The organism is Clostridium sp. (assembly GCF_050717545.1).
In the GTDB taxonomy this organism is placed as follows: Bacteria; Bacillota; Clostridia; order Clostridiales; family Clostridiaceae; genus Clostridium_AD.
The window spans coordinates 124,741-148,594 of record NZ_JBOITN010000030.1 but is presented as its reverse complement, the minus strand read 5'-3'; the positions used below and the strand labels follow the sequence as shown (position 1 = coordinate 148,594).

The following is a 23,854-nucleotide window of genomic DNA, read 5'->3' as shown; positions in this document are numbered from 1 at the left end:
TATTTGAAGTAATTATTTAAATACTAAATATGAAGAATAAAAAACAAATCAGTATAAGGCTTAGGCTTTTATGCTGATTTGTTGTTTAGAAGATTATATAAATTATAAGGACAATTTTAATGGTGAAATTGAAATTCCTTTTTTTATAAGTTGTAGAAAGTCTTCTCTTGTCATGTTTACTGCTCCTAAACTTTCTAAATGGTTTGTATGAACTTGGCAGTCAATTATAGAAAATCCCTTTTGTTCTAGTGCTTTTCCAAAAGTAATAAAGGCAAACTTAGATGCATTGTCCATAGTTGAAAACATTGATTCACCAAAAAAACATTTCCCTATACTTATACCGTATAGTCCACCAACTAATTTACCATCAAACCAGGTTTCAACGCTATGAGCGTAACCAAGTTCATGAAGTTTGCAGTAAGCTTCTATCATTTCATTTGTAATCCATGTACCTGTTTCTTTGCGAATCATAGAGCAGTTAGATATAACACCTCTAAAACAAGTATCAAAGGAAACTTTATATATATTCTTTTTTAGTGATTTTTTCATAGAATGCGATATTTTAATATCCTTTGGATAGACAATAAATCTTGGACTCGGTGACCACCAAAGTATTGGTTCACCTTGGGAGAACCATGGAAATATTCCATTAGAATACGCAAGCAATAATCTCTCTGGCGATAGGTCTCCGCCTATTGCTAAAAGACCATCCGGTTCACAAAGTGATGGGTCAGGGAATACTAAATCATCTGATAATTTATAAATTGGCATAATTACTCCTCTCATGATATATTGTATTTAAAACTTATTATATACTAAATTACAATGCTAAGCATAACTTTTGAAATGGTGTTAAGGTAAAGCCACACTAATTTAATAAAAGAAATTGATTAAAATATAGATTAAGGAACATCCTAAAAAGAGGAGAACTAAAACTTATATTGAAATAATATAATAAGGATTTTAATAAAAAAATGAGCTGAATTTTGAGAGGATGTTTTTATATGAAGTTATCTTATAAAGAAAGAATAAACAATGTGAAACCAGTAATTGTAGTAAGCAGGTGTTTGGGATTTAGTGCATGTAGATACAATGGGCAAATGGACGGCTGTCACTTAGTGGAGAAATTAAAAGATTTTGTGGAGTTTATAACTGTGTGTCCAGAAGTACAAATAGGACTAGAAACACCTAGAGAAGCCATAAGAGTAGTAAAAGAAGATGAATTATCACCGGTGAGACTTGTGCAACATGTGACTGAAAGAGAACTGAGCAAAGAAATGTTTGAATTTTCAAATGAATTTGTTTCAAACTTGCCAAGGGTTGATGGTTTTATACTTAAGGGGAAATCTCCAACCTGTGGCTTAAAAGAAGTTAAAATTTACAAAAGTATACAAAAGGGATCAGCATCAGTTAAGGGAACGGGTCTGTTTGCTGAGATTGTGATTGAAAAGTTCTCAGGAATTGCTATTGAAGATGATGGAAGGGTTAAAAATTACAATATAAGACAACATTTTCTAACGAAGTTATATATAATGAAAAACTTTAGAGTAATAAAAGAAAGTATGCTTATAGAAGATTTAGTAGAGTTTCATAGTACTAACAAACTCCTTCTTATGTCATATAATCAAAAACAACTTAAAATATTAGGAAGTTTAGTTGGCAGGCATGGAGAACTAAACGCCAAGCAAATTTATGAAGAATATGAAAAAAATCTTGCTCTTGCATTTAATAAGTTACCGAGATATACATCAAATATTAATGTACTTACAAGATCAATGGGTTATTTTTCAGATAAATTAACTCACAGAGAAAAAGAATTTATTTTAGACACAATAGAGCAATACAGAGAAAGTAAGGTGCCATTTAGTGTTCCACTTTATGTTATAAAATCAAACGCAATAAGATTCGAAGAAAAAAATCTCATCAACCAGACTTTTTTTGAACCGTATCCTTTAGAATTAGACAACGTTACTGATTCAGGTAAAGGACTTGACAAATAAAAAAATATTATAATATTAATACTTATGTTTTATTTTTTAATATAGTGAATGAATACTCCAATATTTGGACATAATTCCAAGTAAGGAGTGGTAATATGAAAAAAATAAAAACTTTATATACGATATTTACAATAACATTAATTGTTGTTGTTTGTGCTAACTATTCTCTTGTTCATTATATGAATAAAAATGATTTGAAACTTGAAGTTTATGGTCAACTGCCATATTTGAAATTCGCACAGAAAGATACTGATAGTAATTTAATACAAACTTCAGTGACGACTAAACTATCACGGGTAGCTGAGAATGCAAAATTTGTTTTTAAGAATAAATACAAGGATAAAGAAGTAAGAAATATGGTTCTTGAAAATTATTTTAATGATTCCTCCACACTAAATAGCAAAACGCAATCGGAACTTAATGATTTTTTTAAGAGTCAAGGATACACCGTTTCTAATATGGGTATTGGTGAAGTGGTTTTTGTTAATGAAAGTGATAGGTATAGTTATAAAGCTAATAGGTATTACCTGGGAGTATATGAGGATAACGTAACAATTTATAAAACAGATAAAAATGCAAATATAACATCACATAAATTATTTAACTCTAATGTGTATGGTGCAAATGGTAAGCAACTTAAATATGATTTTGAATCAGTGGACAAAGGTGAAGTGCAATATATCAAGATAGATGATTTAAAGGAAAAAGATGGGCTTGTAGATGATCTGCTTAGAGGTAGAAAGTATAATAAAGATATTGAAGGTAGTAAAGATGCTGTTGATGAAGAAGCAGGTGAATATGAAATGGGTGAATTTAAGACCGCCGAAAAAGCCTTTGATTATGCTAGGGGATTATTAAAGTCTTAATATGTGATTAAAATAAAACAATATAGATAAAAACCTTAAAAAATATATATTTTTTAAGGTTTTTATACTTTTTTTTATTTTCATGCATCTTAATTATTGAATTAAAAGTGTTTAGGTGGTAAAGTAATATATGTTGCTATAAAAATGAGCACATAACAATTAATAACCCCATCTCCGCAGGAGATGATTTAACAAAAGCAGTATAGGGAGGTAATATTATGTACGAATATATAAAAGGAATTTTTGTAGGCATTTGCAAAGACTACATTGTAATAGATAATAATGGTATGGGTTACAAAATATATACCTCTGGCAGCACTATGGCAAAGATGCCTAAAACAGGTGATAGTGTATTATTGTATATAAAACAAATTGTTAGAGAAGATTTCATTGGTTTGTATGGATTTTTAACAAAGGATGAGATAGAAATGTTTACTCTTGTAATTAGTATAAATGGAGTTGGGTCAAAAGCTGGCTTATCACTACTCTCTATTTGCAGTGTTTTAAATTTGAAATATGCTATTGTATCTGGAGATGAAAAAACATTAACAAGGGCTCCAGGAATAGGTACTAAAATTGCTCAGAGAATTATACTTGAACTCAGAGAAAAAATACATATTGAGCAGTCTGCGCAAGGTAGCTTATCGCTAGAATCAGGTATTGATGTGGTAGGTGGTAAAAAACTTACGGAGGTTCTAGGAGCTCTCATTTCACTTGGATATTCTGAAAAGGAAGGGTCAAATGCATTAAAGGCAGTACGCAAAGAACAATCACTTGAAAATATGATTAAAGATTGTTTGAAATTTTTGATGAATTAAGGTGGTAGTATAATATGGATGATAATGAGAAAAGAATTATTACTTCATCGATAATCGAAGAGGATGTGGATGCCGAATATTCATTAAGGCCAAAAAAACTTAGAGAATATATCGGCCAAGCTAAAATAAAAGAAAAATTAAATATATTTATTAAGGCTGCTCAAAATAGAGAAGAAGCTTTAGATCATGTTCTTTTATATGGACCTCCAGGCCTTGGGAAAACTACACTTGCAAATATTATTGCAAGCGAAATGAAGGGGAATTTAAAAGTAACTTCAGGACCAGCTATTGAAAGAGCAGGAGATTTGGCAGCGATTTTAACTAGTTTGAGCGATTATGACGTGCTTTTTATTGATGAAATACATAGGCTTAATAGATCTATTGAAGAAATATTATATCCTGCAATGGAAGATTATGCACTAGATATCGTAATTGGGAAAGGTGCTTCTGCAAAATCTATAAGGCTTGATTTACCTAAGTTTACACTTATTGGTGCAACCACAAGAATCGGGTTATTAACTTCGCCACTTCGTGATAGGTTTGGAGTGCTTAGTGCCATGGAATATTATACTCAGGATGAGCTAAAAGAGATAGTCATTCGCTCAGCAGCTATTCTAAAGGTAGATATTACAAGTGGTGCAGCTGTTGAAATAGCAAGGCGTTCAAGAGGTACTCCGAGAATTGCTAACCGATTACTTAAAAGGATTCGCGATTATTGTGATGTTAAGGGTAATGGAGTTATTGATTTAGAACTGGCAAAGGCAGCATCTGAGCTTTTTGAAATAGATGATGAAGGGTTTGATAGAATAGATAATAAAATGCTCGAAGCAATTATAGATAACTTTAATGGTGGACCGGTAGGTATAGAGACATTATCTTATTTTATAGGGGAAGAAATAGGAACGCTTGAGGATGTCTATGAGCCTTATTTAATTCAAAAAGGTTTTATAATAAGAACTCCAAGGGGAAGAATGGCGTCAGATAAGGCGTATGAACATTTAAATAGAGAAAGGGTGTAGTTTTTTTGAAAGTAAAGGATTTTTATTTTGAATTACCAAAGGAGTTTATAGCGCAACATCCACTTGAAAAAAGGGATGAATCAAGGCTCATGGTTATTAATAAAACAAGTAAAGGAATAGAGCATAGACAATTTAAAAATATAATAGAATATTTAAACCCAGGAGATTGCCTAGTGTTAAATGATACTAGGGTATTACCTGCAAGGCTTCTTGGCGTGCGGGAAGGAACAGGTGGTAAAATGGAATTCTTGCTCCTAAAAAGAATAGATATTAATCACTGGGAAACATTAGTTAAGCCAGGTAAAAAAGCAAGTATAGGAGCTAGGTTTGTTTTTGGTAATGGAGAGCTTAAGGCAAAAGTTATAAGTTTTTCTGAGGGTGGAAGTAGAATTGTTGAGTTTGAATATGATGGAATATTTGAAGAAGTTTTAGATAATCTGGGAGAGATGCCTCTACCACCATATATAACTGAAAAATTAGAAGATAGGGAAAGATATCAGACTGTATTTTCAAGAGAAGTGGGGTCAGCTGCAGCTCCAACTGCAGGGCTTCATTTTACAACGCAGCTACTTAAGCAAATTAAAGCTAAAGGTGTTGAGATTGCATTTGTAACACTCCATGTAGGTCTTGGAACTTTTAGACCAGTTAAAGCTGAAGTTGTAGAGGAACATGAAATGCATTCAGAACACTATATGTTAAGCCGTGAGTCAGCGCTTGTAATAAACAATGCAAAGGAAAAAGGTGGTAGAATTATTGCAGTAGGGACCACTTCTAACAGAACACTCGAGAGTATAGCGGATGCAAGCGGAAAAGTATGCGAAAAATCTGGATGGACAGACATTTTTATATATCCTGGATATAAATTTAAAATTGTTAATGCGCTTATAACAAATTTTCATCTTCCAGAATCTACATTAATAATGCTTGTAAGTGCTTTCGCAGGTCAAGATTTAGTTATGAATGCATATGACGTGGCGGTAAAAGAAAAATATAGATTCTTCAGTTTTGGAGATGCAATGTTTTTATACTAGTGAGTAATTAGGAGAGAAAATAATCAACTTTTATTTATTGTATAGAAAAGAGGGGTAAATATGTATAAATTACTTAAGAAAAGTGGTAAAGTAAGACGTGGTGAACTTACAACACCTCATGGTGTAATTCAAACACCAGTATTTATGAATGTAGGAACTTTAGCAGTCATTAAAGGTGCAGTATCTAGTATGGACTTAAAAGAAATTGGTTGCCAAGTAGAATTATCTAACACATATCACCTGCATTTAAGGCCGACAGATACTGTTGTAAGAAAAATGGGTGGATTACATAAATTCATGAATTGGGATAGACCTATTCTTACAGATTCTGGTGGATTTCAAGTATTCTCTTTGTCTAAAATGAGAAAAATCAAGGAAGAGGGAGTTTACTTTAATTCGCATATCGATGGCAAAAAAATATTTATGGGACCAGAAGAAAGTATGCAAATACAGAGTAATTTGGGTTCTACCATTGCTATGGCTTTTGATGAATGTATACCAAATCCATCTACGAAAGAATATGTAGTTGATTCTGTAGCAAGAACTACAAGGTGGCTCCAGAGGTGCAAAATTGAAATGGATAGGTTAAATTCACTAGAAGGCACTATAAATAACAAACAGATGTTATTTGGTATAAATCAAGGTGGAACATATGAGGATATTAGAATAGAGCATGCTAAAACAATAAGTAACATGGACCTAGATGGGTACGCTATAGGCGGCCTTGCAGTAGGGGAGTCGCACGAGGAAATGTATAGAATTATTGATGCTGTTGTGCCGCACATGCCGCAAGATAAACCAATATATCTAATGGGTGTGGGTTATCCAATAAATATTTTAGAAGCGGTATCAAGGGGAGTAGATTTTTTTGACTGTGTATTGCCAGCAAGAAATGGAAGGCATGGTAATGTCTTTACGAGTGATGGTAGAATAAATATAATGAATGCTAAATTTGAATTGGATGCGTCCCCTATTGATGAAGGATGTAAGTGCCCTGCTTGTAGACATTATACAAGAGCATATATAAGGCATCTATTCAAGGCAAAAGAAATGCTTGCTATGAGGCTTTGCGTGCTTCATAATCTATATTTTTATAATAAACTTATGGAAGACATTAGAAACGCTATAGATAATGATTGTTTTGATGAATTTAAGGCCCAAAAAATTGCAATGTGGAATGAGTAATTATAATTATTTACTATAATATGATTAACCTATAAACGAAAAACATAGAGGAAGAACTCAACATTATTGTCTTAAAGATATTTGTTTGTAGGTGAATTATTTTATTATATGTCATAAAAAAAATTATGAAAGGAGGCGAACATAATGCAAACAATAGGAACTTTAGGACCTTTAGTATTAATGCTTGCGGTGTTTTGGTTAGTAATATTTATCCCAGAAAATAAAAGAAAGAAAAAATATGCTGCACTTTTAAATAATTTAAAAGTAAATGACGAAGTAATGACTAAAGGCGGCATAATGGGCAAAATCATAAATATTCAAGATGATTACATCATATTAGAAAGTGGTCCAGATAGAACTAGAATTAAACTTTCAAAAAGTGGTATAGCAACAGTTGTAAATATAGACAACGCAGAACTTGTAGTAGAAAAAAAATAGAAGATTATGTAATAAAACCCTCTTTTTAATCATAATTTATATTATAGATTTTAACTGAAATAAAATTTTGTTAAGGTTAAAAAAAGGGGGTAATTTACATGGAAAACAAATTAAAATATTCTTGTGCTGGCGAAGGTGTATTTAGGGCTGCGATTTTAACGTTAATTGTATTAGTAATTTATTCAGTTATAACAACCTATATGCCAGCTAGTATGAAGGTGACATCTGTTTTTTATATTATAATAACATTGGTTAGTGTGCTTTATGGATCTGTTTTCGCTGCAAAAAAAGCAGGGGAAAAAGGTTGGCTAATGGGCATTATAGTAGCAATAACTTACATGCTAGTTTTATATTTAGTAAAAGTATTTGGAGGTGGAAGTGCTGCTATTGGAATGCGAGAAGTAGTCAGGACGGCTTTAGCTTTAGGTATAGGTGGGTTGTCTGGAATGCTTGGAATAAATCTTTAGAATCGCTTTATTTGTCTTAGATATTATGATATAATAATACGGAAACTTTATGATATGGAGGAATGAAAATGAAACATATAAAAACTATAAGTGCATCAATAATTAAAGATAGTTTAAAAAAACCTGGATGCAAAGAATGTGCTAATTCATGTCAATCAGCATGCAAAACTTCTTGCACAGTAGCTAATTTAGCTTGTGAAAATTAATATAATTAAATGGGCAGTAACTAGGGTTACTGCTTTAAATTTAGTTAGGAGGAAATACGTTGGCACTAATTCATAAATTTATTCAAGATGGTGAATACTATGTAATTGATGTAAATTCAGGATCACTACACGTAGTTGATGAAATGGTTTATGATCTATTAGATAATAATTTACTTAGGGAAAAAGACGAGTTAATAGAAAGTTTTAAAAATAAATATACAAAAGAAGAAATTGAAGAAGTGTATAGCGAGATACAAAGTTTAATTAAGGGAGACATGTTATACACAGAAGATTTATATGAGGAAATTGCAAGAAGTGGTGGTCAATCAGAACCTTACATAAAGGCACTTTGTCTTAATATAATACATGATTGTAACCTGCGGTGTAAATATTGTTTTGCTGATGAGGGTGAGTACCATGGCAGTAGGAAAGCAATGCCTGCGGAAGTAGGAATGAAAGCAATAGATTTTGTTATAGCAAATTCTGGTCCAAGGAAAAATATAGAGATTGATTTATTCGGTGGAGAACCACTTATGGCTTTTGATATGATAAAAGAAGTAGTGGAATATGGAAAAATTCAAGGAAAAATTCATAATAAAGTTATAAGATTTACTATGACAACTAATGCTACATTACTTAACGATGAAATCATGAAATATTTGGATGAGAATATGGGTAACATAGTACTTAGTATAGATGGTAGAAAAGCTGTTAATGACAAAGTTAGAGTAAGAGTGGATGGAAGCGGATCATATGATAGAATACTTCCTAATATTAAGAAAATGGTTGATATGAGAGATAAGTCAAAATCTTATTATGTCAGAGGAACCTTTACAAGGCAAAATATTGATTTTTATGAAGATGTAAAGCATATGGCAGATTTAGGGTTTAAAGAAATATCTATAGAACCTGTAGTACTACCAAACGAGCATGAACTTTCAATTAGAGAGGAAGACTTACCAGTTATTTTTGAGCAATATGATAAGTTATATGCAGATTTGATTGAAAGAAATAAAAATGGAACTGACTTTAAATTTTATCACTTTAATATAGATCTCAAAGGCGGACCTTGTGTTTATAAGAGGATTTCAGGTTGTGGAGCGGGTCATGAGTATATTGCAGTTACTCCAGATGGTGAGATATATCCTTGTCACCAGTTTGTTGGTAATAAAGATTTCTTAATTGGAGACATTTATAATGGAATCTATAATACTAAGATGGTAAAAGAATTTAAAGAAGCGCATATATATAATAAACCTAAATGTATTGATTGTTGGGCTAAATTTTATTGTAGCGGTGGTTGCCAAGCTAATAACTTTAATTTTAATGGAGATATGCATATTCCTTATGAAATTGGATGCAAAATGCAAAAGAAAAGGATAGAATGTGCTATAGCACTAAAGGCTAAAATCGGAAATAAATAAATTAAATTGCTAAATATTGACTAACCTTGTTAATAACAATATAATTGTATTTATGAATAGGGAGCGAAGGGGGATAAAGATGAAAAAGAAAAAAAGTACATTACTTTTTTTGACCATCATTTTAGTTGTTGGGATATCAGCATTTATAGGTTTCCGTGGAATTGAAATAGGGAGTTATAGGTTTAAACCATTTACTGAAACAATAAATAGAGGTCTGGACCTTCAAGGTGGGATTTCTATTTTAGAAGAAGTTCAGGGCGGAAAAGTTGATTCAACAACCTTAGATACAACAATTGAACTTGTTTCTATGAGAATTAACAAAATGGGAGTTAGTGAGACTACAGTTACCAAAGAAGGAGATAATAGAATCCGAATTGAGATACCGGGAAAATTTGATTCTAAAGAAATTCTTGACAAAGTTGCAAAATCAGGAGAACTTAAATTTGTGGGTCCTGATAAAGTAACAATTCTTACAGGTAAAGATGTTAAAGATGCTACTTCATATTTAGATAACGATAATAAGCCTTCTATAGGCCTTGAATTTAATTCGTCAGGTAAAAAGAAATTTGCAGATGCAACTGAGAAGTTTTTAGGACAGAAAATTTCTATTTATATGGATGAGGAGTTGTTAACTGATCCTACGGTTGAGGTTGCTATAACAGATGGTAAGGCTGTTGTTAGTGGAAGTGCAACGCTTGAAGAAGCAACAAGAAAGGCTCAAATTATAAAATCAGGTGCATTACCAGTAACGTTAAAAGCTGTTTCTGTTAAAACAGTTGGGGCAACCCTGGGTAAAAATGCATTGCCATTAAGTATGAAAGCTGGAGCTATAGGAATATTATTTGTGCTACTATTTATGCTTTTATATTATAGAGTACCAGGTATAGTTGCGAATATATCTTTAGTTTTATATGTGATTTTGGTTCTTGGAACTTTTTCGGCTATTAATGCAACTTTAACACTTGCAGGTATTGCTGCATTCTTACTTACAGTTGGGATGGCAGTTGACGCTAATGTATTGATATTTGAGAGAATAAAAGAAGAACTTAAAACTGGTAAATCTATAAGATCTTCTGTGGATTCTGGTTTCCATAATGCATTGTCATCAATTTTAGATTCGAATATTACTACAATAATTGCAGCATTAGTTCTGTATACTTTAGGAACAGGTAGTGTTAAAGGGTTTGCGTTAACACTTATGATTGGTATATTTATAAGTATATTTACAGCATTCACAAGTACTAGATTCTTATTAAAATTAGCAGTTGAAATGGGAATTCTAAGTAAATTGTCTCATTTTGGCGTGAAGAGGGGGTAAACATATGCTAAAGATAGTTGAAAAAACTAAAATAATGTTTGCTATATCTCTATTGATAATTATAATAGGAATGGGATTTATGGCAACAAAGGGTCTAAACTTGGGTATAGATTTTAAAGGTGGTACAGTACTTTCTATAAGTATGAACCAAGAATTTAAAAAAGTAGATATGGATAAAATAATTGATAAACATGTAAAAGGTGAATACGTATCTAAAACAATAGACGACGGTAAGAATTTTGAAATAACTGTAAAAAGTGATGCGCTTTCTGCAGTGGAGACTGCAACAATGATAAATGATATTACTAAAACTTATAAGGGTAGTGAATTAAGTGAACAAAATACAATTGGCGCATCAGTTGGAAATGAGTTAAAGTCAAAGGCTATTCTTGCTTTAATTGTTGCAATAATTTGTATGTTAGTGTATATAGCCTTTAGATTTGAATTTAATTTTGGGGTTGCAGCTATAATTGCATTAGTACACGATATCTTAATTACTCTTGGAGTATATGCAGTATTTCAAATACCAGTTAATGCAACTTTTATAGCAGCAATCTTAACTATTGTTGGTTACTCTATTAATGACACTATAGTTGTATTTGACAGAATAAGAGAAAATCAAAAGAAGATGAGAAAATTATCTTTAGATGAGATTACGAATACAAGTATTTCGCAGACTTTAGCAAGATCAATAAATACAGTTGCTACAACCTTATTTACTATAGCTGCGGTATATGTATTTGTACCGACTATTAGAGAGCTTAGTTTACCATTAATGATTGGTATATTAGTTGGATGTTATTCTTCAATTTTTATAGCAAGTCCTTCATGGGTGCTTCTTAAGAAAAGAAAAAAGAAAATAACAGCTTAGTAATCAACATACGTTTTGAGTAGTGATTGTTAAATTTAAAGCGTAAAATAAACAGTTAACAATTAAAGTCAGAGAAGTATGATATATTTAGTACTTCTTTGCCTTTTTTATTTACATAATATGAAATTATAATTAATTTCTTTTATATTAACATGATTTATATTAACACTGAGGAGTTTTTATAGTGGATTGTCTTAAAAATATACAAAAGAATAATAAGTTTATAGATTATAATATGCACAATCCATTTTTGTTAAAGGGAATGGATGATGCATTACATAGAATTATCAAAGCTATAAATGAGAGAGAAAAAATTGTCCTTTATGGTTTTTATGATGTGGATAGCATTACTGCAATTTCATTGCTTATGATAGTGCTTAATTTTCTAAATGCTGATGTTGAGTATTTTATACCAGGTGAATTAAGTAAGTCTCGTAACTTGAATGAACAAGATATTACTCGTTATATAAAATATCTAGGACCAGGACTTATAATAACCTTAGGTTGTGGAATTAATTCTTCTAGTGAAATAGAGTCATGTAAGTGTATGGGAATCGATGTTATAATTACTGATTTTCACGAACCTATTAACAACGTTCCTGAAACTATTGTTGTAGATCCTAATCAAAAGGGTTGCGATTATCCATTTAAGGGATTATGCACCTGTGGGATGGCATTTAAACTAGTTCAAGCAATATCATCTTACTATAAAATGAAATCAATAAATAAATATATGGATCTTGTGATGATAGGTACTATTTATAGTAAAACTAAAATTGAGGATGAGAATAGAATAATTGCAAGAGCAGGTATAAAACAATTAAATAACACTGATAATTATGGAATATGTGCACTCCTAGAAACTCATGATATTAAAATTATTAATGAAAATTCAGTATTAAAACTAGCGTTAAAAGTAAAGCCTACGATTAACTCAGTTGGAAGAATGGATAATGCTAAAATTGTCGTGGAGCTATTCATTACCTCGGATAAAAATAGAGCGATGCAGATAACAAAGTACTTAGATAATGAATTGAAAAATGGTCTTATGTTTTTATAAGTATTATTGTACATTTTATTTTAGGAGGAATAATTATGGAATTAAAAAACAGTATAAGAATAGTTGAAAATTTTCCAAAACAAGGAATTAGTTTTAAAGACATAACTACATTACTACAAGATGGAGAGGTACTTAAGTACACTATAGATCTAATGGTGGCGGATTTAAAAGATAAACAAGTTGACGTTATTGTGGGACCTGAGGCAAGAGGATTTTTGTTTGGTGTACCTGTGGCTTATGCTCTTGGTGCAGGATTTGTACCAGTTAGAAAACCTGGGAAGTTACCCTGGGGCGTTATAGAGATTGAGTACGAACTTGAATATGGCGTTGACACACTTGAAATCCATAAGGATGCAATTAAGCCTGGACAAAAGGTAGCTATAGTTGATGATTTGCTTGCCACTGGTGGTACGGTAGCTGCAGTAACAAAACTTATAGAGCAAATGGGTGGAGAAGTTGTATCATTAAATTTTGTAATTGAATTAACTGGGCTCAATGGAAAAAATAAGCTTAAGGGTTATGACATTATGTCTCTAGTAAAATACGATTTATAAATTAAAATTGCATAATTGTGAAAAACATTATATAATAGATGTAAAAAGTATAGGCTGGTTATGCAACCAGTCTTTAATTTTAGGAGTGTATAAGCAATGCTGGAAAAATTGTTACATAGGATTGAAAAAAATTGTAATATTGTAGATAAAGATCTTATCATTAAAGCTTTTAATTTTTCTTATGCTGCGCATAAAGAGCAAAAGAGAGAGTCAGGAGAGCCTTATATTGTGCATCCAGTGGAAGTAGCTTGTATACTAGCTGACATGGGGCTTGATACGAGTACCATTATTGCAGGGTTACTTCATGACGTAATTGAAGATACGGTGTACACTTTTGAAGATGTAAGTAGAGAATTTAACATAGAGGTGGCAAATTTAGTAGAAGGTGTTACTAAACTAGGTCTCATAAAATATAAGACTAAGGAAGAGGAACAAGCTGATAATGTTCGTAAAATGCTGCTTGCTATGGCAAAGGACATTAGAGTTATACTTATTAAGCTTGCAGATAGACTTCATAATATGCGTACGCTTAAATATATGCCAGTTGCAAAGCAAAAGCAAAAGGCAAAAGAAACTCTAGATATTTATGCACCTCTAGCCCATAGACTTGGTATGTCAAAGATTAAATGGGAACTTGAAGATTTATCTCTTAGGTATTTGAATCCAAATGAATATTATAATTTAGTAAGAAAAATTGCAGAAAAAAGAGTTGAACGAGAAGATAACATAAACAAAATTATACTGGAACTAAAGTATAATTTAGACATGGTGGGAATAGAAGCAGATATGGATGGAAGGCCCAAACATTTTTATAGTATTTATAGAAAAATGGTTTCAAAAAATAAAACTTTAGATCAAGTTTTTGATTTGACAGCTGTTAGAATACTGGTTAATGATATTGGAAATTGTTACGCGGCACTAGGTATAGTACATACAGTTTATAAACCAATTCCAGGGAGATTTAAAGATTATATTGCAATGCCAAAACCGAATATGTATCAATCATTACATTCCACAGTAATAGGACCACATGGAAAACCTTTTGAAATTCAAATTAGAACTTATGAGATGCACAAAACTGCAGAGTATGGTATTGCAGCTCATTGGAAGTATAAAGAGGGAGTAGAAGGTTCAGAAGACGAAAATATTAATCCTAAATTTTCATGGTTAAAAGATATCCTTGAATGGCAAGGAGAAACTTTTGATGCTGAGGAGTTCATGGAAGGATTTAAAATTGATTTGTTTTCAGATGAAGTTTTTGTATTCTCACCAAAGGGGGAGGTTATTAATTTACCTCTTGACTCAACACCTATTGATTTTGCGTACAGAATTCATACAGATATAGGCCATAAGTGCATGGGTGCTAAAGTAAATGGAAGAATGGTACCCCTTGAATATCACTTAAAGACTGGAGAGATAGTAGAAATAGTAACTTCCTCAACGCCTAAAGGTCCTAATATTGATTGGCTCAATATTACAAAGAGTAATCAAGCTAAAAGTAAAATAAAAGCATGGTTTAAAAAGGCCAAAAGAGAAGAGAGCATTGAAAAAGGTAAAGAATTATTGGAAAGAGAATCTAAAAGGCAAGAATATAATTTTGGAGTAATTGCAAAGGGTGAAGCAATAGAAAAAATATATAAAAAATATAACTTTAGAACTTTGGATGATTTATTTGCTTATGTTGGGGTTGGTGACATTATGCCTTCAACTGTGGTTAATAGACTAAAAGAGGTTTATGAAAATAAAAACAGAGAAAATATGACGGTTGAAGATATTGAGGAAAAGATAACAAAAGGGATAGCTAAAGATGAGAAAAAGAAAGTGGATTACTCAGAATTAATAGTTAAGGGTGAGGGCAATGTTCTAGCACGTTTTGCAAAGTGTTGCAATCCGGTACCTGGTGATGAAATAGTAGGTTACATAACTAAGGGTCGTGGAGTGTCTGTTCATAGGTGTGATTGTAAAAATGCCCAAGCATTAGTGAAAAATGAAGCAAATAAGATGATTGAAGTAAGTTGGGGAGCATCTGAGGGAAAAGGTTATATTACAGAAATTCAAATTAAAGCAGATGATAGGTATGGTCTATTGTCTAATATAATGGAAATTATAACACTTACAAAAACACACCTATACTCAATAAATGCAAAAACCCTAAAAAACAATCTAGCTTTAATTAATATAAAACTAAAAGTTGCTGATGTAGAAAGTTTGAAAGAACTGCTAAAGAAAGTAAATAAGCTTGCTGGCGTAATAGATGTTTATAGAATAAAGAATTAAGCAAATAGTTTTTTCGAGGGTTTAGGAGATGTATGTTTATGAGAGCAGTAGTACAAAGAGTTAAATCATCAAAAGTTGAAGTGAATGGTAAAGTAATTAGTGAAATAGGTAACGGATTAAATGTTCTCCTAGGAATTTGTGAGGGCGACACTCATGATGATATAAAGTACTTAAAGGATAAAATATTAAACCTTAGAATTTTTGAAGAAGACGAGAAAATGAATTTGTCCGTGTTAGATGTAAAAGGTGAACTTCTTGTAGTTTCTCAATTTACATTATATGGTGACTGCAGAAAAGGCAGAAGACCAAATTTTATGAGGGCACTTGGCGGAAACCAATCTGAAGAGTTATATTTAGAATTTATTAAACAGTGTAGTGAAGTAATAAGTGAAGTTAAAACTGGAATATTTGGAGAAGATATGCAGGTATATATACAAAACGATGGACCAGTAACTTTGCTTATAGATAGCAAGAAGGACTTTTAGGAGGGTTGGAATGGAAATTAAAAAAATTGTTGCAGGAATATATCAAGCAAATTGTTATATCGTTATGGATAAAAACACAAGTGAAGCGGTGGTTCTCGATCCGGGTGGAGATGTGGATGATATAGTTAAAGTTATAAATAGTATAGGTGCAAAGGTTAAGTACATACTTTTGACTCATGGGCACATTGATCATACATCAGGAGTCGCGCAGCTTAAAGCTATCACAAATGCAGTAGTATGTATAAGCCAAAAGGACAATGATTTGATAACTGCAGGAGAGTATTTGTTTGGACCACTTATTAAAGGGGGGGCAGATAAATTACTTAAGGATGGCGATGTAATTAAAATTTCTAACTTAGAATTCACCTGTATAGATACCCCAGGTCATTCTCCAGGAGGAATGACCTTTTTAATACAGAATCACGCATTTACTGGAGATACATTGTTTGCAGGTTCAATTGGAAGAACTGATTTTGCAGGAGGGGATTTTAATACTATAATCACTAGTATTAAATCAAAGCTTTTATGCCTTGCTGGGGACACTATAGTGTATCCTGGTCACGGAGAATACAGCACAATAAATAATGAAAAATTAAACAATCCATTTTTATAGGATTTATATAGAGTGTAATTGTATTAGGATTTTATACGCTATGGTTTATTAAGGAGTTAATATGATTAAGGTAAAATTAAATAACAAACAATTTAATTATGATGTATTTCAGATTATAAATTTATTCTTTTTCTTTCCAGATATTAAATTTGTAGATGAAGATTATGATTTTAACATAATCATTAAAGAAAATACAATAGAAATTCAAAATGATTTAGAAAAATTTGAGTACATTATTAATAAAGATTATAAACCTAAGGATGAAGTCAAAAAAGCAGTTTTTTTATTTTTCTCTAAAAGCACAACGCTTGATCTTCCTTGGGGTACATTAATAGGGATTAGACCTTCTAAAAAAGCTCTTGAACTTTTAAAAGAGGGAGTAACGGATGAAAAAATAGTGGAATACTTCAAAGATAAACATGTTATGCGCGAAGATAAAGCAAGGCTTTGTATTGACGTTGCAAAATTCGAGAAAAATATTGTAAATAAGGAAAAAGACAATATAAGTATTTATATTGATATGCCATTTTGTCCTACGCGTTGTATATATTGTTCTTTTACATCTAATCCTATTGGAAGTTGCAAAAGTATAGTAGGACCTTACCTTGAAGCTTTAGCTCATGAGATTAGAAAAATCAGCACTTATATAAATGAAAATAAGCTAAATATTGAATGTGTTTATTTTGGAGGTGGTACCCCAACTTCTGTAAATGATGAGCAATTTGAGTGGATAATGAAGTGTGTTTATGAAGCATTTATTTTATCATGCGATGTGAAAGAATTTACGGTAGAGTGCGGAAGACCTGACAGTATAACAACTCAAAAATTAATTACTATGAAAAAATATGGAGTACATAGAATAAGCATAAACCCTCAAACTATGAATGATGATACTCTAGAACTAATTGGTAGGAATCATAACTCAAGCGATGTTTATGAGAAATTTGCTATGGCAAGAGAATTAGGCTTTAATAATATAAACATGGACCTAATAGTAGGATTACCTGGGGAGAAAATTGCGCATATAATAAGAACTTGTGATAAAATACTCGGGATTAAACCAGACAGTGTAACAATTCATGGTATGTCTATAAAAAGAGCATCAAGGCTTCATGAAAATATGCTTAATAATTATAGGTTTGAAATTCCAGGGCAAGAAGAATTAAATCAAATGTATGCACGCACTGCTAAATTAGCTGAAAAACTTGATATGAAACCATATTATATGTATAAGCAGAAAAATATGGTTGGTAATATGGAGAATGTAGGATATTCAACTAGGGGTAAAGAGGGAATTTACAATATTCAAATGATTGAAGAAAAGCAAACGGTAATTGCGCTTGGTGCCGATGCAGTTTCTAAAGTTGTTTTTTTAGATGAAAACAGGCATGAAAGGTTTGCTAATGTCAAAGATGTTCGAGAATACATAAAAAGAGTAGATGAGATGATTGAAAAGAAAATTGTCTTGCTAGATACATTATATAATTAAAAATAGTTTATTGGATGCAATATTATTATGTTAAATACTAACAATTAAGTATTAAGGTTATAACCTTAAAAGGAAAGGAAGTAAACAAAATGGCAGAAGCATTAGACGGATTAAAAAGAACCAATATGTGTGGTGACCTTAGGGAGTCACATATATCAAATATTGTAACAGTAATGGGATGGGTTCAAAGAAAAAGGAATCTAGGAGGGCTTGTATTTATCGATTTAAGAGATAGAACAGGATTACTTCAAGTAGTATTCGGGGAAGAAATAAATAAGGCAGCGTTTGAAAAAGCAGATCTAGCTAAACCTGAGTATTGCATTGCTGTAACCGGTCAGCTTATTAAAAGACAATCTCCAAATGAGAGCATGCCAACGGGACTTGTTGAGGTTAAAGGTGAAAATATAAAGATTTTATCTGAATCAGAAACCCCACCTATTTATATAAAAGAAGGATTGGATGCATCAGAAAATATTAGGTTGAAATATAGATACCTAGATTTAAGAAGACCTGATATGCAAAAAATCTTTATGATACGTCATAAAACATCTAAAATAGTAAGGAATTTTCTAGATGAGAATGGTTTTTTAGAAATAGAAACACCTATGCTTACAAAAAGTACTCCAGAAGGTGCTCGTGATTATTTAGTTCCAAGTAGGAACTACCAAGGTATGTTTTACGCGCTTCCACAATCACCACAATTGTTTAAACAATTATTAATGGTGTCTGGGTATGATAAGTATTACCAGATAGCAAGATGTTTTAGGGATGAAGATTTAAGAGCAAACAGACAACCGGAATTTACGCAAATAGATATAGAAATGTCATTTGTTGAAGAAGACGATGTTATTGCTGTAAATGAAGCATTAATTAAAAAGGTATTTAAAGAAGTTGTAGATGAAGATGTAAAACTTCCTATAAAAAGAATTACATACAAAGAGGCTATGGATAAATATGGATCAGATAAACCAGATTTAAGATTTGGAATGGAAATAAAAGATATTACAAGTGATGTAGCTCACAGCCAATTCGTAGTATTTAAAACTGCTATTGATAATGGTGGGTCAGTTAGAGCTATAAAGGTTGATAATGCTGCCGATATGGGAAGAAAGAAATTAGATAAATTGGGTGAATTCGTTAAGACTTATAGAGCAAAGGGACTTGCATGGATTGCTTGTAAAGAAGATGGAATTAAATCACCTATAGCTAAGTTCTTTAGTGAAGATGAGTTGCAAACTATTTTAAACAAAGTAGATGCTAAAACAGGTGATCTTGTACTTATTATTGCTGACAAAGATAGTGTTGTTTTGCAGTCTTTAGGGGCTTTAAGATTACAAGTTGCTAAAGACCTTGAGATATTAAGTGGTAGCAAGGAATTTAATTTTGTATGGGTTACACAGTTTCCACTACTTGATTATAGCGAGGAAGAAAATAGATACGTAGCAGCTCATCATCCTTTCACAATGCCAATGGATGAAGATTTACAGTACCTTGAATCAGATCCAGGTAGGGTACGTGCAAAGGCATATGATATAGTATTAAACGGTGAAGAATTAGGTGGAGGAAGTATAAGAATTCATAACTCTGAGCTTCAAGAAACAATGTTTAAGGTTTTGGGATTCACGCGGGAAAAGGCATGGGAAAGATTTGGATTTTTGCTAGAAGCATTTAAATATGGACCACCACCACACGGCGGACTTGCTTTTGGACTTGATAGAATAGTAATGTTTTTAGCTGGAACTGAAAATATTAAAGATGTAATTGCTTTTCCTAAAAATCAAAATGCTTACTGCCCTATGAGTGAAGCACCAAATATGGTTGATGACAAGCAGCTTCGTGAACTTGGCATAATGAAAAGTGAGCACAAGTAGAACAAATATAAATTGTCCGCTATATCATGGATGGGAGTGATTAAATGATTAAGGTTGAAAATGAATCTATGAACGATGAATTAGCAAAAGATATCCAGGTTAGGTTAAGAAAAATTGAAGGTCAGGTTAAGGGTATTGAAAAGATGGTGACCAGCGACACTTGTTGCAAAAATATCTTAGTTCAAGTTGCAGCAGTCAGGGCTGCTATAACTAAGGTTGGTGGACTTGTTTTAGAGAGATATACTAAAAATTGCCTACTAAATGATGATGATAATGTTGTACAAGAAGAAAAAATTGATGAACTTGTTTCAACTTTTCTTATGTTTTTAAAATAAAATAAAAAATAAAGAAGTAAAATTTAATTTAAATTTTGCTTCTTTATTTTTTTTAATATTGAACTTATTGATGCCACGAAAATTATTCCGATTGCTATTGCACCAGCACTAAAAAGCGTTACGATGCTTTTAGAAAGGGCAATTTCGAAATTACCCCTTACGGCTTCGAGAGTAGAATAATACATTCCTCCACCAGGTACTAGTGGTATGATTGCACAAATTACAAACATTGTAACAGGATTTTTATATATTCTCGCCATTATTTCTGAGTATATACTTACAACCATTGACGCTATAAATAATGAAAAAGAAACCGATGGTTGTAGACTCGAGGTGAGAAGATAAGTGAACCAGCCTAGGCCTCCGCCAATTGACGCAATTATTAGATTTTTACCGCGAATATTGAATAATATTCCAAAACCAAGTGAACTCACAAAAGCATAAAAAGAATTTAGAATCATATAAGATTACCTCCAAACAATAAAACCCATATTTTAAAAATTATACTAGCACCAGCTGCTATTGCAATAGCTATAAATAAAGCTTCTACGGACCTGGAAATTCCTGACACTAAATCTCCAGCTATAGTATCTCTTATAGCGTTTGTTATAGCAATGCCAGGGACAAGAAGCATAATAGATCCTATTATAATAGTATCCATATTACCTACAATACCAAGTGCGGTTGCTACAAGGGCTAACAACGCAGCTAAAGCACCTCCAAGCATATACTTTAGAAAGCTATTCACATCTGATTTATCTAAAAATATATCTAAACAATTTATTATAGCTCCAATCATAAAGGCTATAATAAAGTCTTTATAGTTACCACCAAAAGTTAATGTGAAAAACCCAGCTGTGCAAGCGGAAAAAAATGTTGTAATATTATTTGAGTAAGATGGCAAATTATTAATATAATTAATTTCTTTTCTTATATCTGTCATGGATAGGGGGCTTAAGACTAGTTTTCTAGAAAGATTATTAATCATAGATACTTTATTTAAATTAACAGTCCTAATATGTACTCTTTTTATTAATGAAACAGTTTGATTTTCGTTATTAGTTATAGAAACCATAATACCAGTGGGAGTAACAAAGCTTTCAGTAAGTGGTATGCCATAAGAAGTGCATATCATTGTGATAGTTTGCTCAACTCTATAGGTTTCGCCACCATTTTCTAAGATTATTTTACCAGCGTCAGCGGCTATATGAATGATATCATCAATTCGCATGAAAAACTCCTTTCGATATATGTTAATTTGAATCTTTTAGGGAATATAAATAATAAAATTGCTACATCATTATATACCATAAAACTAATAAATAATTAGTAGTTTTGAAAATTAAATTAATTCTTTTTTCGTTTTTTTAAAATGGATTATACATATAATATGATTATGATATTTAACCATTTAAAAGGAACCAATAATCATAATTGATTAATGATTCAAAACATTTAGTAAAATATTCATTTTTGGGTTGATAATTATGTCATTAAATTTTATAATATAACTATAATAATATATTCATCATGTTACATTGACATTTTTTATTGATTTTAGAATCATAATTAAACTAGCTAAGTTAATTATTTGTGGCAATAGCAACTGTGATAATTAATTTAAAAGAAGAGAGGAAGGCATAATATTATGGAATATTTAAAAAACTGTGATTCAAAAGTTTATGAAATTATTAAAGAGGAAAACACAAGACAAGAGGATCATATTGAACTAATTGCTTCTGAAAACTTTGTTAGTAGAGCAGTATTAGAAGCCAATGGTTCTATATTAACTAATAAGTATGCAGAAGGTTATCCTGGTAAAAGATATTATGGGGGTTGTGAGGTAGTAGATAAAATAGAAAATTTGGCTCGCCAGAGAATAATAGAAATTTTTGGAGCAGAACATGCAAATGTTCAACCACATTCAGGTTCACAAGCTAATATGGCGGTATATTTTTCTGTGCTGAAACCAGGTGATACTGTCCTTGGGATGAATTTAAATCATGGTGGACATTTAACTCATGGTAGTCCTGTCAATTTTTCAGGAATGTTATATAACTTCATTCCTTATGGTGTTGACAGCGTAACAGAGACGCTAGACTATGATAATGTACGCGCACTTGCTAAAAAGCATAATCCAAAGATGATAGTTATTGGCGCGTCTGCTTATTCAAGAGCTATAGATTTTAAATTATTTAGAGAGATTTGTGATGAAGTGGATGCTTATATGTTTGTTGATATGGCACATATAGCAGGCCTTGTTGCAACAGGAGCACATGAATCCCCAGTTCCATATGCAGACTTTGTGACTACTACTACTCATAAAACTTTAAGAGGACCTAGAGGTGGAGTAATTTTATGTAAAGAAAAATATGCAAAACAAATAGATAAGTCTATTTTTCCAGGTATGCAAGGTGGACCATTAATGCATACAATAGCTGCGAAAGCTGTTTGTTTTGGAGAAGCCCTTAAACCAGAATTTAAAGTTTATATTGAACAAGTAGTTAAAAATGCAAAGGTACTTGGGGAAGAACTTCAAAAATATGGTTTTAAATTAGTATCTGGTGGTACAGATAATCATCTTTTACTTATAGAACTTACTAATAAAAACATCACAGGTAAGGAAGCTGAAAAATTATTAGACATTGTAGGTATTACAGTAAATAAAAACACTGTACCAAATGAAACTTTGAGTCCATTTGTTACAAGTGGTATAAGAATTGGAACACCTGCTGTAACAACAAGAGGATTTAAAGAAGGTGAAATGAAAGTTATTGCTGCACTTATTAATGAAACTATAGAAAATAGAGAAGGAAAGTTGGAATGCATTAGAGAAAATGTAATTCAATTGTGTAGCAAATTTCCACTATACCAAGATACCATATAGTATTAAATTACTTAAGTTATATAATAAATTACTTTAATATACTAAAATATACATAGAAATGACTAATAATTTGTTTCTTTGCAATAATTTATTATAAATATGGGTACAGTATTATATAAGAAGAGGTGATTTTATGAAAATAAAGGTAGTAAGTGTTTTATTATTATGTATGTATATCATGGGACGCAATAATGTAGCGCTTGCAACAACTATGTCAAACCAACTAAATACCATTCAAAAACAAACTATAACAACTCAAAATAATTTGAGAATTGTAAATTCTCAAATAAATGTTAAACGTGGTGGGGTAGGTTTTATTACAATACAGGGAAAGCCGAATACATTATATAATATAAAAACTTCTTATATGTTAGCAAATAGAACAATATCTGTAATTCAATGGCGTACTACAAATGATACTGGTGTGACTACATTTAATTGGGTTGTTAGTAGAAAAACCATGGCTGGAACATATGAGGCTACAATCTCTGGTGGCGGATATATGCTAAAGACAAGCCATAAGGTTGAGTCTTAATATATTACAAAATGAACTTTAAATGTGTTGCATTTTTAAAAGCTACGCAAAAAGGTATAACCATAAGACTGATCTTAGGTTATACCTTTTGCTATTTAATTTTGA

Annotated in this window: 25 protein-coding genes; 22 read left to right on the top strand and 3 right to left on the bottom strand. The window is 31.6% G+C overall.

The features are described 5' to 3' along the window. Positions 1–102: 102 nt before the first annotated feature. Entirely contained in the window at positions 103–771 is a 669-nt protein-coding gene (gene aat, locus ACREVX_RS08570; RefSeq protein WP_431543756.1) for a leucyl/phenylalanyl-tRNA--protein transferase, read from the bottom strand. 233 nt (positions 772–1,004) lie between these two features. On the opposite strand from aat, the gene ACREVX_RS08565 reads away from it, so the two are divergent. From ACREVX_RS08565 to ACREVX_RS08470, 20 genes are all read left to right on the top strand, one after another. Beyond that, a complete protein-coding gene (locus ACREVX_RS08565) occupies positions 1,005–2,000 on the top strand; it encodes a YbgA family protein (RefSeq protein WP_431543755.1) in 996 nt (331 codons plus the stop codon). A gap of 95 nt (positions 2,001–2,095) precedes the next feature. Continuing rightward, on the top strand, positions 2,096–2,866 hold the full coding sequence (locus ACREVX_RS08560; RefSeq protein ID WP_431543754.1) for a hypothetical protein: 771 nt from the start codon (positions 2,096–2,098) through the stop codon (positions 2,864–2,866). 218 nt (positions 2,867–3,084) lie between these two features. After that, positions 3,085–3,684 (top strand): Holliday junction branch migration protein RuvA, encoded by a 600-nt coding sequence (gene ruvA / locus ACREVX_RS08555; protein ID WP_431543753.1) that lies wholly within the window; start codon positions 3,085–3,087, stop codon positions 3,682–3,684. A 14-nt stretch (positions 3,685–3,698) separates the two neighbouring features. Then, positions 3,699–4,703 (top strand): Holliday junction branch migration DNA helicase RuvB, encoded by a 1,005-nt coding sequence (gene ruvB, locus ACREVX_RS08550; RefSeq protein ID WP_431543752.1) that lies wholly within the window; start codon positions 3,699–3,701, stop codon positions 4,701–4,703. 5 nt (positions 4,704–4,708) lie between these two features. Next, the gene (queA, locus tag ACREVX_RS08545) at positions 4,709–5,734 is read left to right on the top strand and encodes a tRNA preQ1(34) S-adenosylmethionine ribosyltransferase-isomerase QueA (RefSeq protein WP_431543751.1); all 1,026 of its coding nucleotides are present in this window, start codon (positions 4,709–4,711) and stop codon (positions 5,732–5,734) included. Between the two features lie 60 nt (positions 5,735–5,794). Beyond that, entirely contained in the window at positions 5,795–6,919 is a 1,125-nt protein-coding gene (gene tgt, locus ACREVX_RS08540; protein ID WP_431543750.1) for a tRNA guanosine(34) transglycosylase Tgt, read from the top strand. A gap of 144 nt (positions 6,920–7,063) precedes the next feature. Next, positions 7,064–7,357: a preprotein translocase subunit YajC gene (gene yajC / locus ACREVX_RS08535; RefSeq protein ID WP_431543749.1), complete on the top strand. Its 294-nt coding sequence runs from the start codon at positions 7,064–7,066 to the stop codon at positions 7,355–7,357. A 98-nt stretch (positions 7,358–7,455) separates the two neighbouring features. Further along, complete coding sequence (locus ACREVX_RS08530) at positions 7,456–7,824, top strand: TIGR04086 family membrane protein (protein WP_431543748.1); 369 nt, start codon at positions 7,456–7,458, stop codon at positions 7,822–7,824. A 68-nt stretch (positions 7,825–7,892) separates the two neighbouring features. Then, positions 7,893–8,030, top strand: a complete 138-nt coding sequence (scfA, locus tag ACREVX_RS08525) for a six-cysteine ranthipeptide SCIFF (protein WP_431543747.1) — start codon at positions 7,893–7,895, stop codon at positions 8,028–8,030. Positions 8,031–8,089: 59 nt separating this feature from the next. Beyond that, on the top strand, positions 8,090–9,454 hold the full coding sequence (gene scfB, locus ACREVX_RS08520) for a thioether cross-link-forming SCIFF peptide maturase (protein ID WP_431543746.1): 1,365 nt from the start codon (positions 8,090–8,092) through the stop codon (positions 9,452–9,454). Positions 9,455–9,506: 52 nt separating this feature from the next. After that, a complete protein-coding gene (secD, locus tag ACREVX_RS08515) occupies positions 9,507–10,772 on the top strand; it encodes a protein translocase subunit SecD (RefSeq protein ID WP_431543779.1) in 1,266 nt (421 codons plus the stop codon). Between the two features lie 4 nt (positions 10,773–10,776). Next, a complete protein-coding gene (gene secF / locus ACREVX_RS08510) occupies positions 10,777–11,643 on the top strand; it encodes a protein translocase subunit SecF (protein WP_431543745.1) in 867 nt (288 codons plus the stop codon). Between the two features lie 235 nt (positions 11,644–11,878). Beyond that, the gene (locus ACREVX_RS08505; RefSeq protein ID WP_431543778.1) at positions 11,879–12,703 is read left to right on the top strand and encodes a DHH family phosphoesterase; all 825 of its coding nucleotides are present in this window, start codon (positions 11,879–11,881) and stop codon (positions 12,701–12,703) included. Positions 12,704–12,738: 35 nt separating this feature from the next. Further along, positions 12,739–13,257, top strand: coding sequence for an adenine phosphoribosyltransferase (locus ACREVX_RS08500; RefSeq protein ID WP_431543744.1), 519 nt, complete (start codon positions 12,739–12,741; stop codon positions 13,255–13,257). Positions 13,258–13,353: 96 nt separating this feature from the next. After that, positions 13,354–15,534 carry a RelA/SpoT family protein gene (locus tag ACREVX_RS08495; RefSeq protein ID WP_431543743.1) on the top strand — a complete coding sequence of 727 codons (2,181 nt, stop codon included), beginning with the start codon at positions 13,354–13,356 and terminating at the stop codon, positions 15,532–15,534. 38 nt (positions 15,535–15,572) lie between these two features. Continuing rightward, positions 15,573–16,019: a D-aminoacyl-tRNA deacylase gene (gene dtd / locus ACREVX_RS08490; protein ID WP_431543742.1), complete on the top strand. Its 447-nt coding sequence runs from the start codon at positions 15,573–15,575 to the stop codon at positions 16,017–16,019. A 10-nt stretch (positions 16,020–16,029) separates the two neighbouring features. After that, positions 16,030–16,632, top strand: coding sequence for an MBL fold metallo-hydrolase (locus ACREVX_RS08485; protein WP_431543741.1), 603 nt, complete (start codon positions 16,030–16,032; stop codon positions 16,630–16,632). Between the two features lie 61 nt (positions 16,633–16,693). Next, positions 16,694–18,121 (top strand): coproporphyrinogen III oxidase, encoded by a 1,428-nt coding sequence (locus ACREVX_RS08480; RefSeq protein ID WP_431543740.1) that lies wholly within the window; start codon positions 16,694–16,696, stop codon positions 18,119–18,121. Between the two features lie 89 nt (positions 18,122–18,210). Beyond that, the gene (gene aspS, locus ACREVX_RS08475; protein WP_431543739.1) at positions 18,211–19,992 is read left to right on the top strand and encodes an aspartate--tRNA ligase; all 1,782 of its coding nucleotides are present in this window, start codon (positions 18,211–18,213) and stop codon (positions 19,990–19,992) included. Between the two features lie 44 nt (positions 19,993–20,036). Beyond that, the gene (locus ACREVX_RS08470; protein ID WP_431543738.1) at positions 20,037–20,327 is read left to right on the top strand and encodes a metal-sensitive transcriptional regulator; all 291 of its coding nucleotides are present in this window, start codon (positions 20,037–20,039) and stop codon (positions 20,325–20,327) included. A gap of 23 nt (positions 20,328–20,350) precedes the next feature. Here the strand turns inward: ACREVX_RS08470 and ACREVX_RS08465 are convergent, their stop codons facing one another. After that, positions 20,351–20,788: a threonine/serine exporter family protein gene (locus ACREVX_RS08465; protein ID WP_431543737.1), complete on the bottom strand. Its 438-nt coding sequence runs from the start codon at positions 20,786–20,788 to the stop codon at positions 20,351–20,353. After that, positions 20,785–21,558 (bottom strand): threonine/serine exporter family protein, encoded by a 774-nt coding sequence (locus ACREVX_RS08460; protein ID WP_431543736.1) that lies wholly within the window; start codon positions 21,556–21,558, stop codon positions 20,785–20,787. The genes ACREVX_RS08465 and ACREVX_RS08460 overlap by 4 nt, the downstream gene beginning before the upstream one ends. Positions 21,559–21,975: 417 nt before the next feature. Between ACREVX_RS08460 and glyA the strand changes: the two genes are divergently transcribed. Beyond that, the gene (gene glyA, locus ACREVX_RS08455) at positions 21,976–23,214 is read left to right on the top strand and encodes a serine hydroxymethyltransferase (protein WP_431543735.1); all 1,239 of its coding nucleotides are present in this window, start codon (positions 21,976–21,978) and stop codon (positions 23,212–23,214) included. A gap of 133 nt (positions 23,215–23,347) precedes the next feature. Next, entirely contained in the window at positions 23,348–23,749 is a 402-nt protein-coding gene (locus ACREVX_RS08450; protein ID WP_431543734.1) for a hypothetical protein, read from the top strand. The last annotated feature ends 105 nt before the right edge of the window (positions 23,750–23,854 follow it).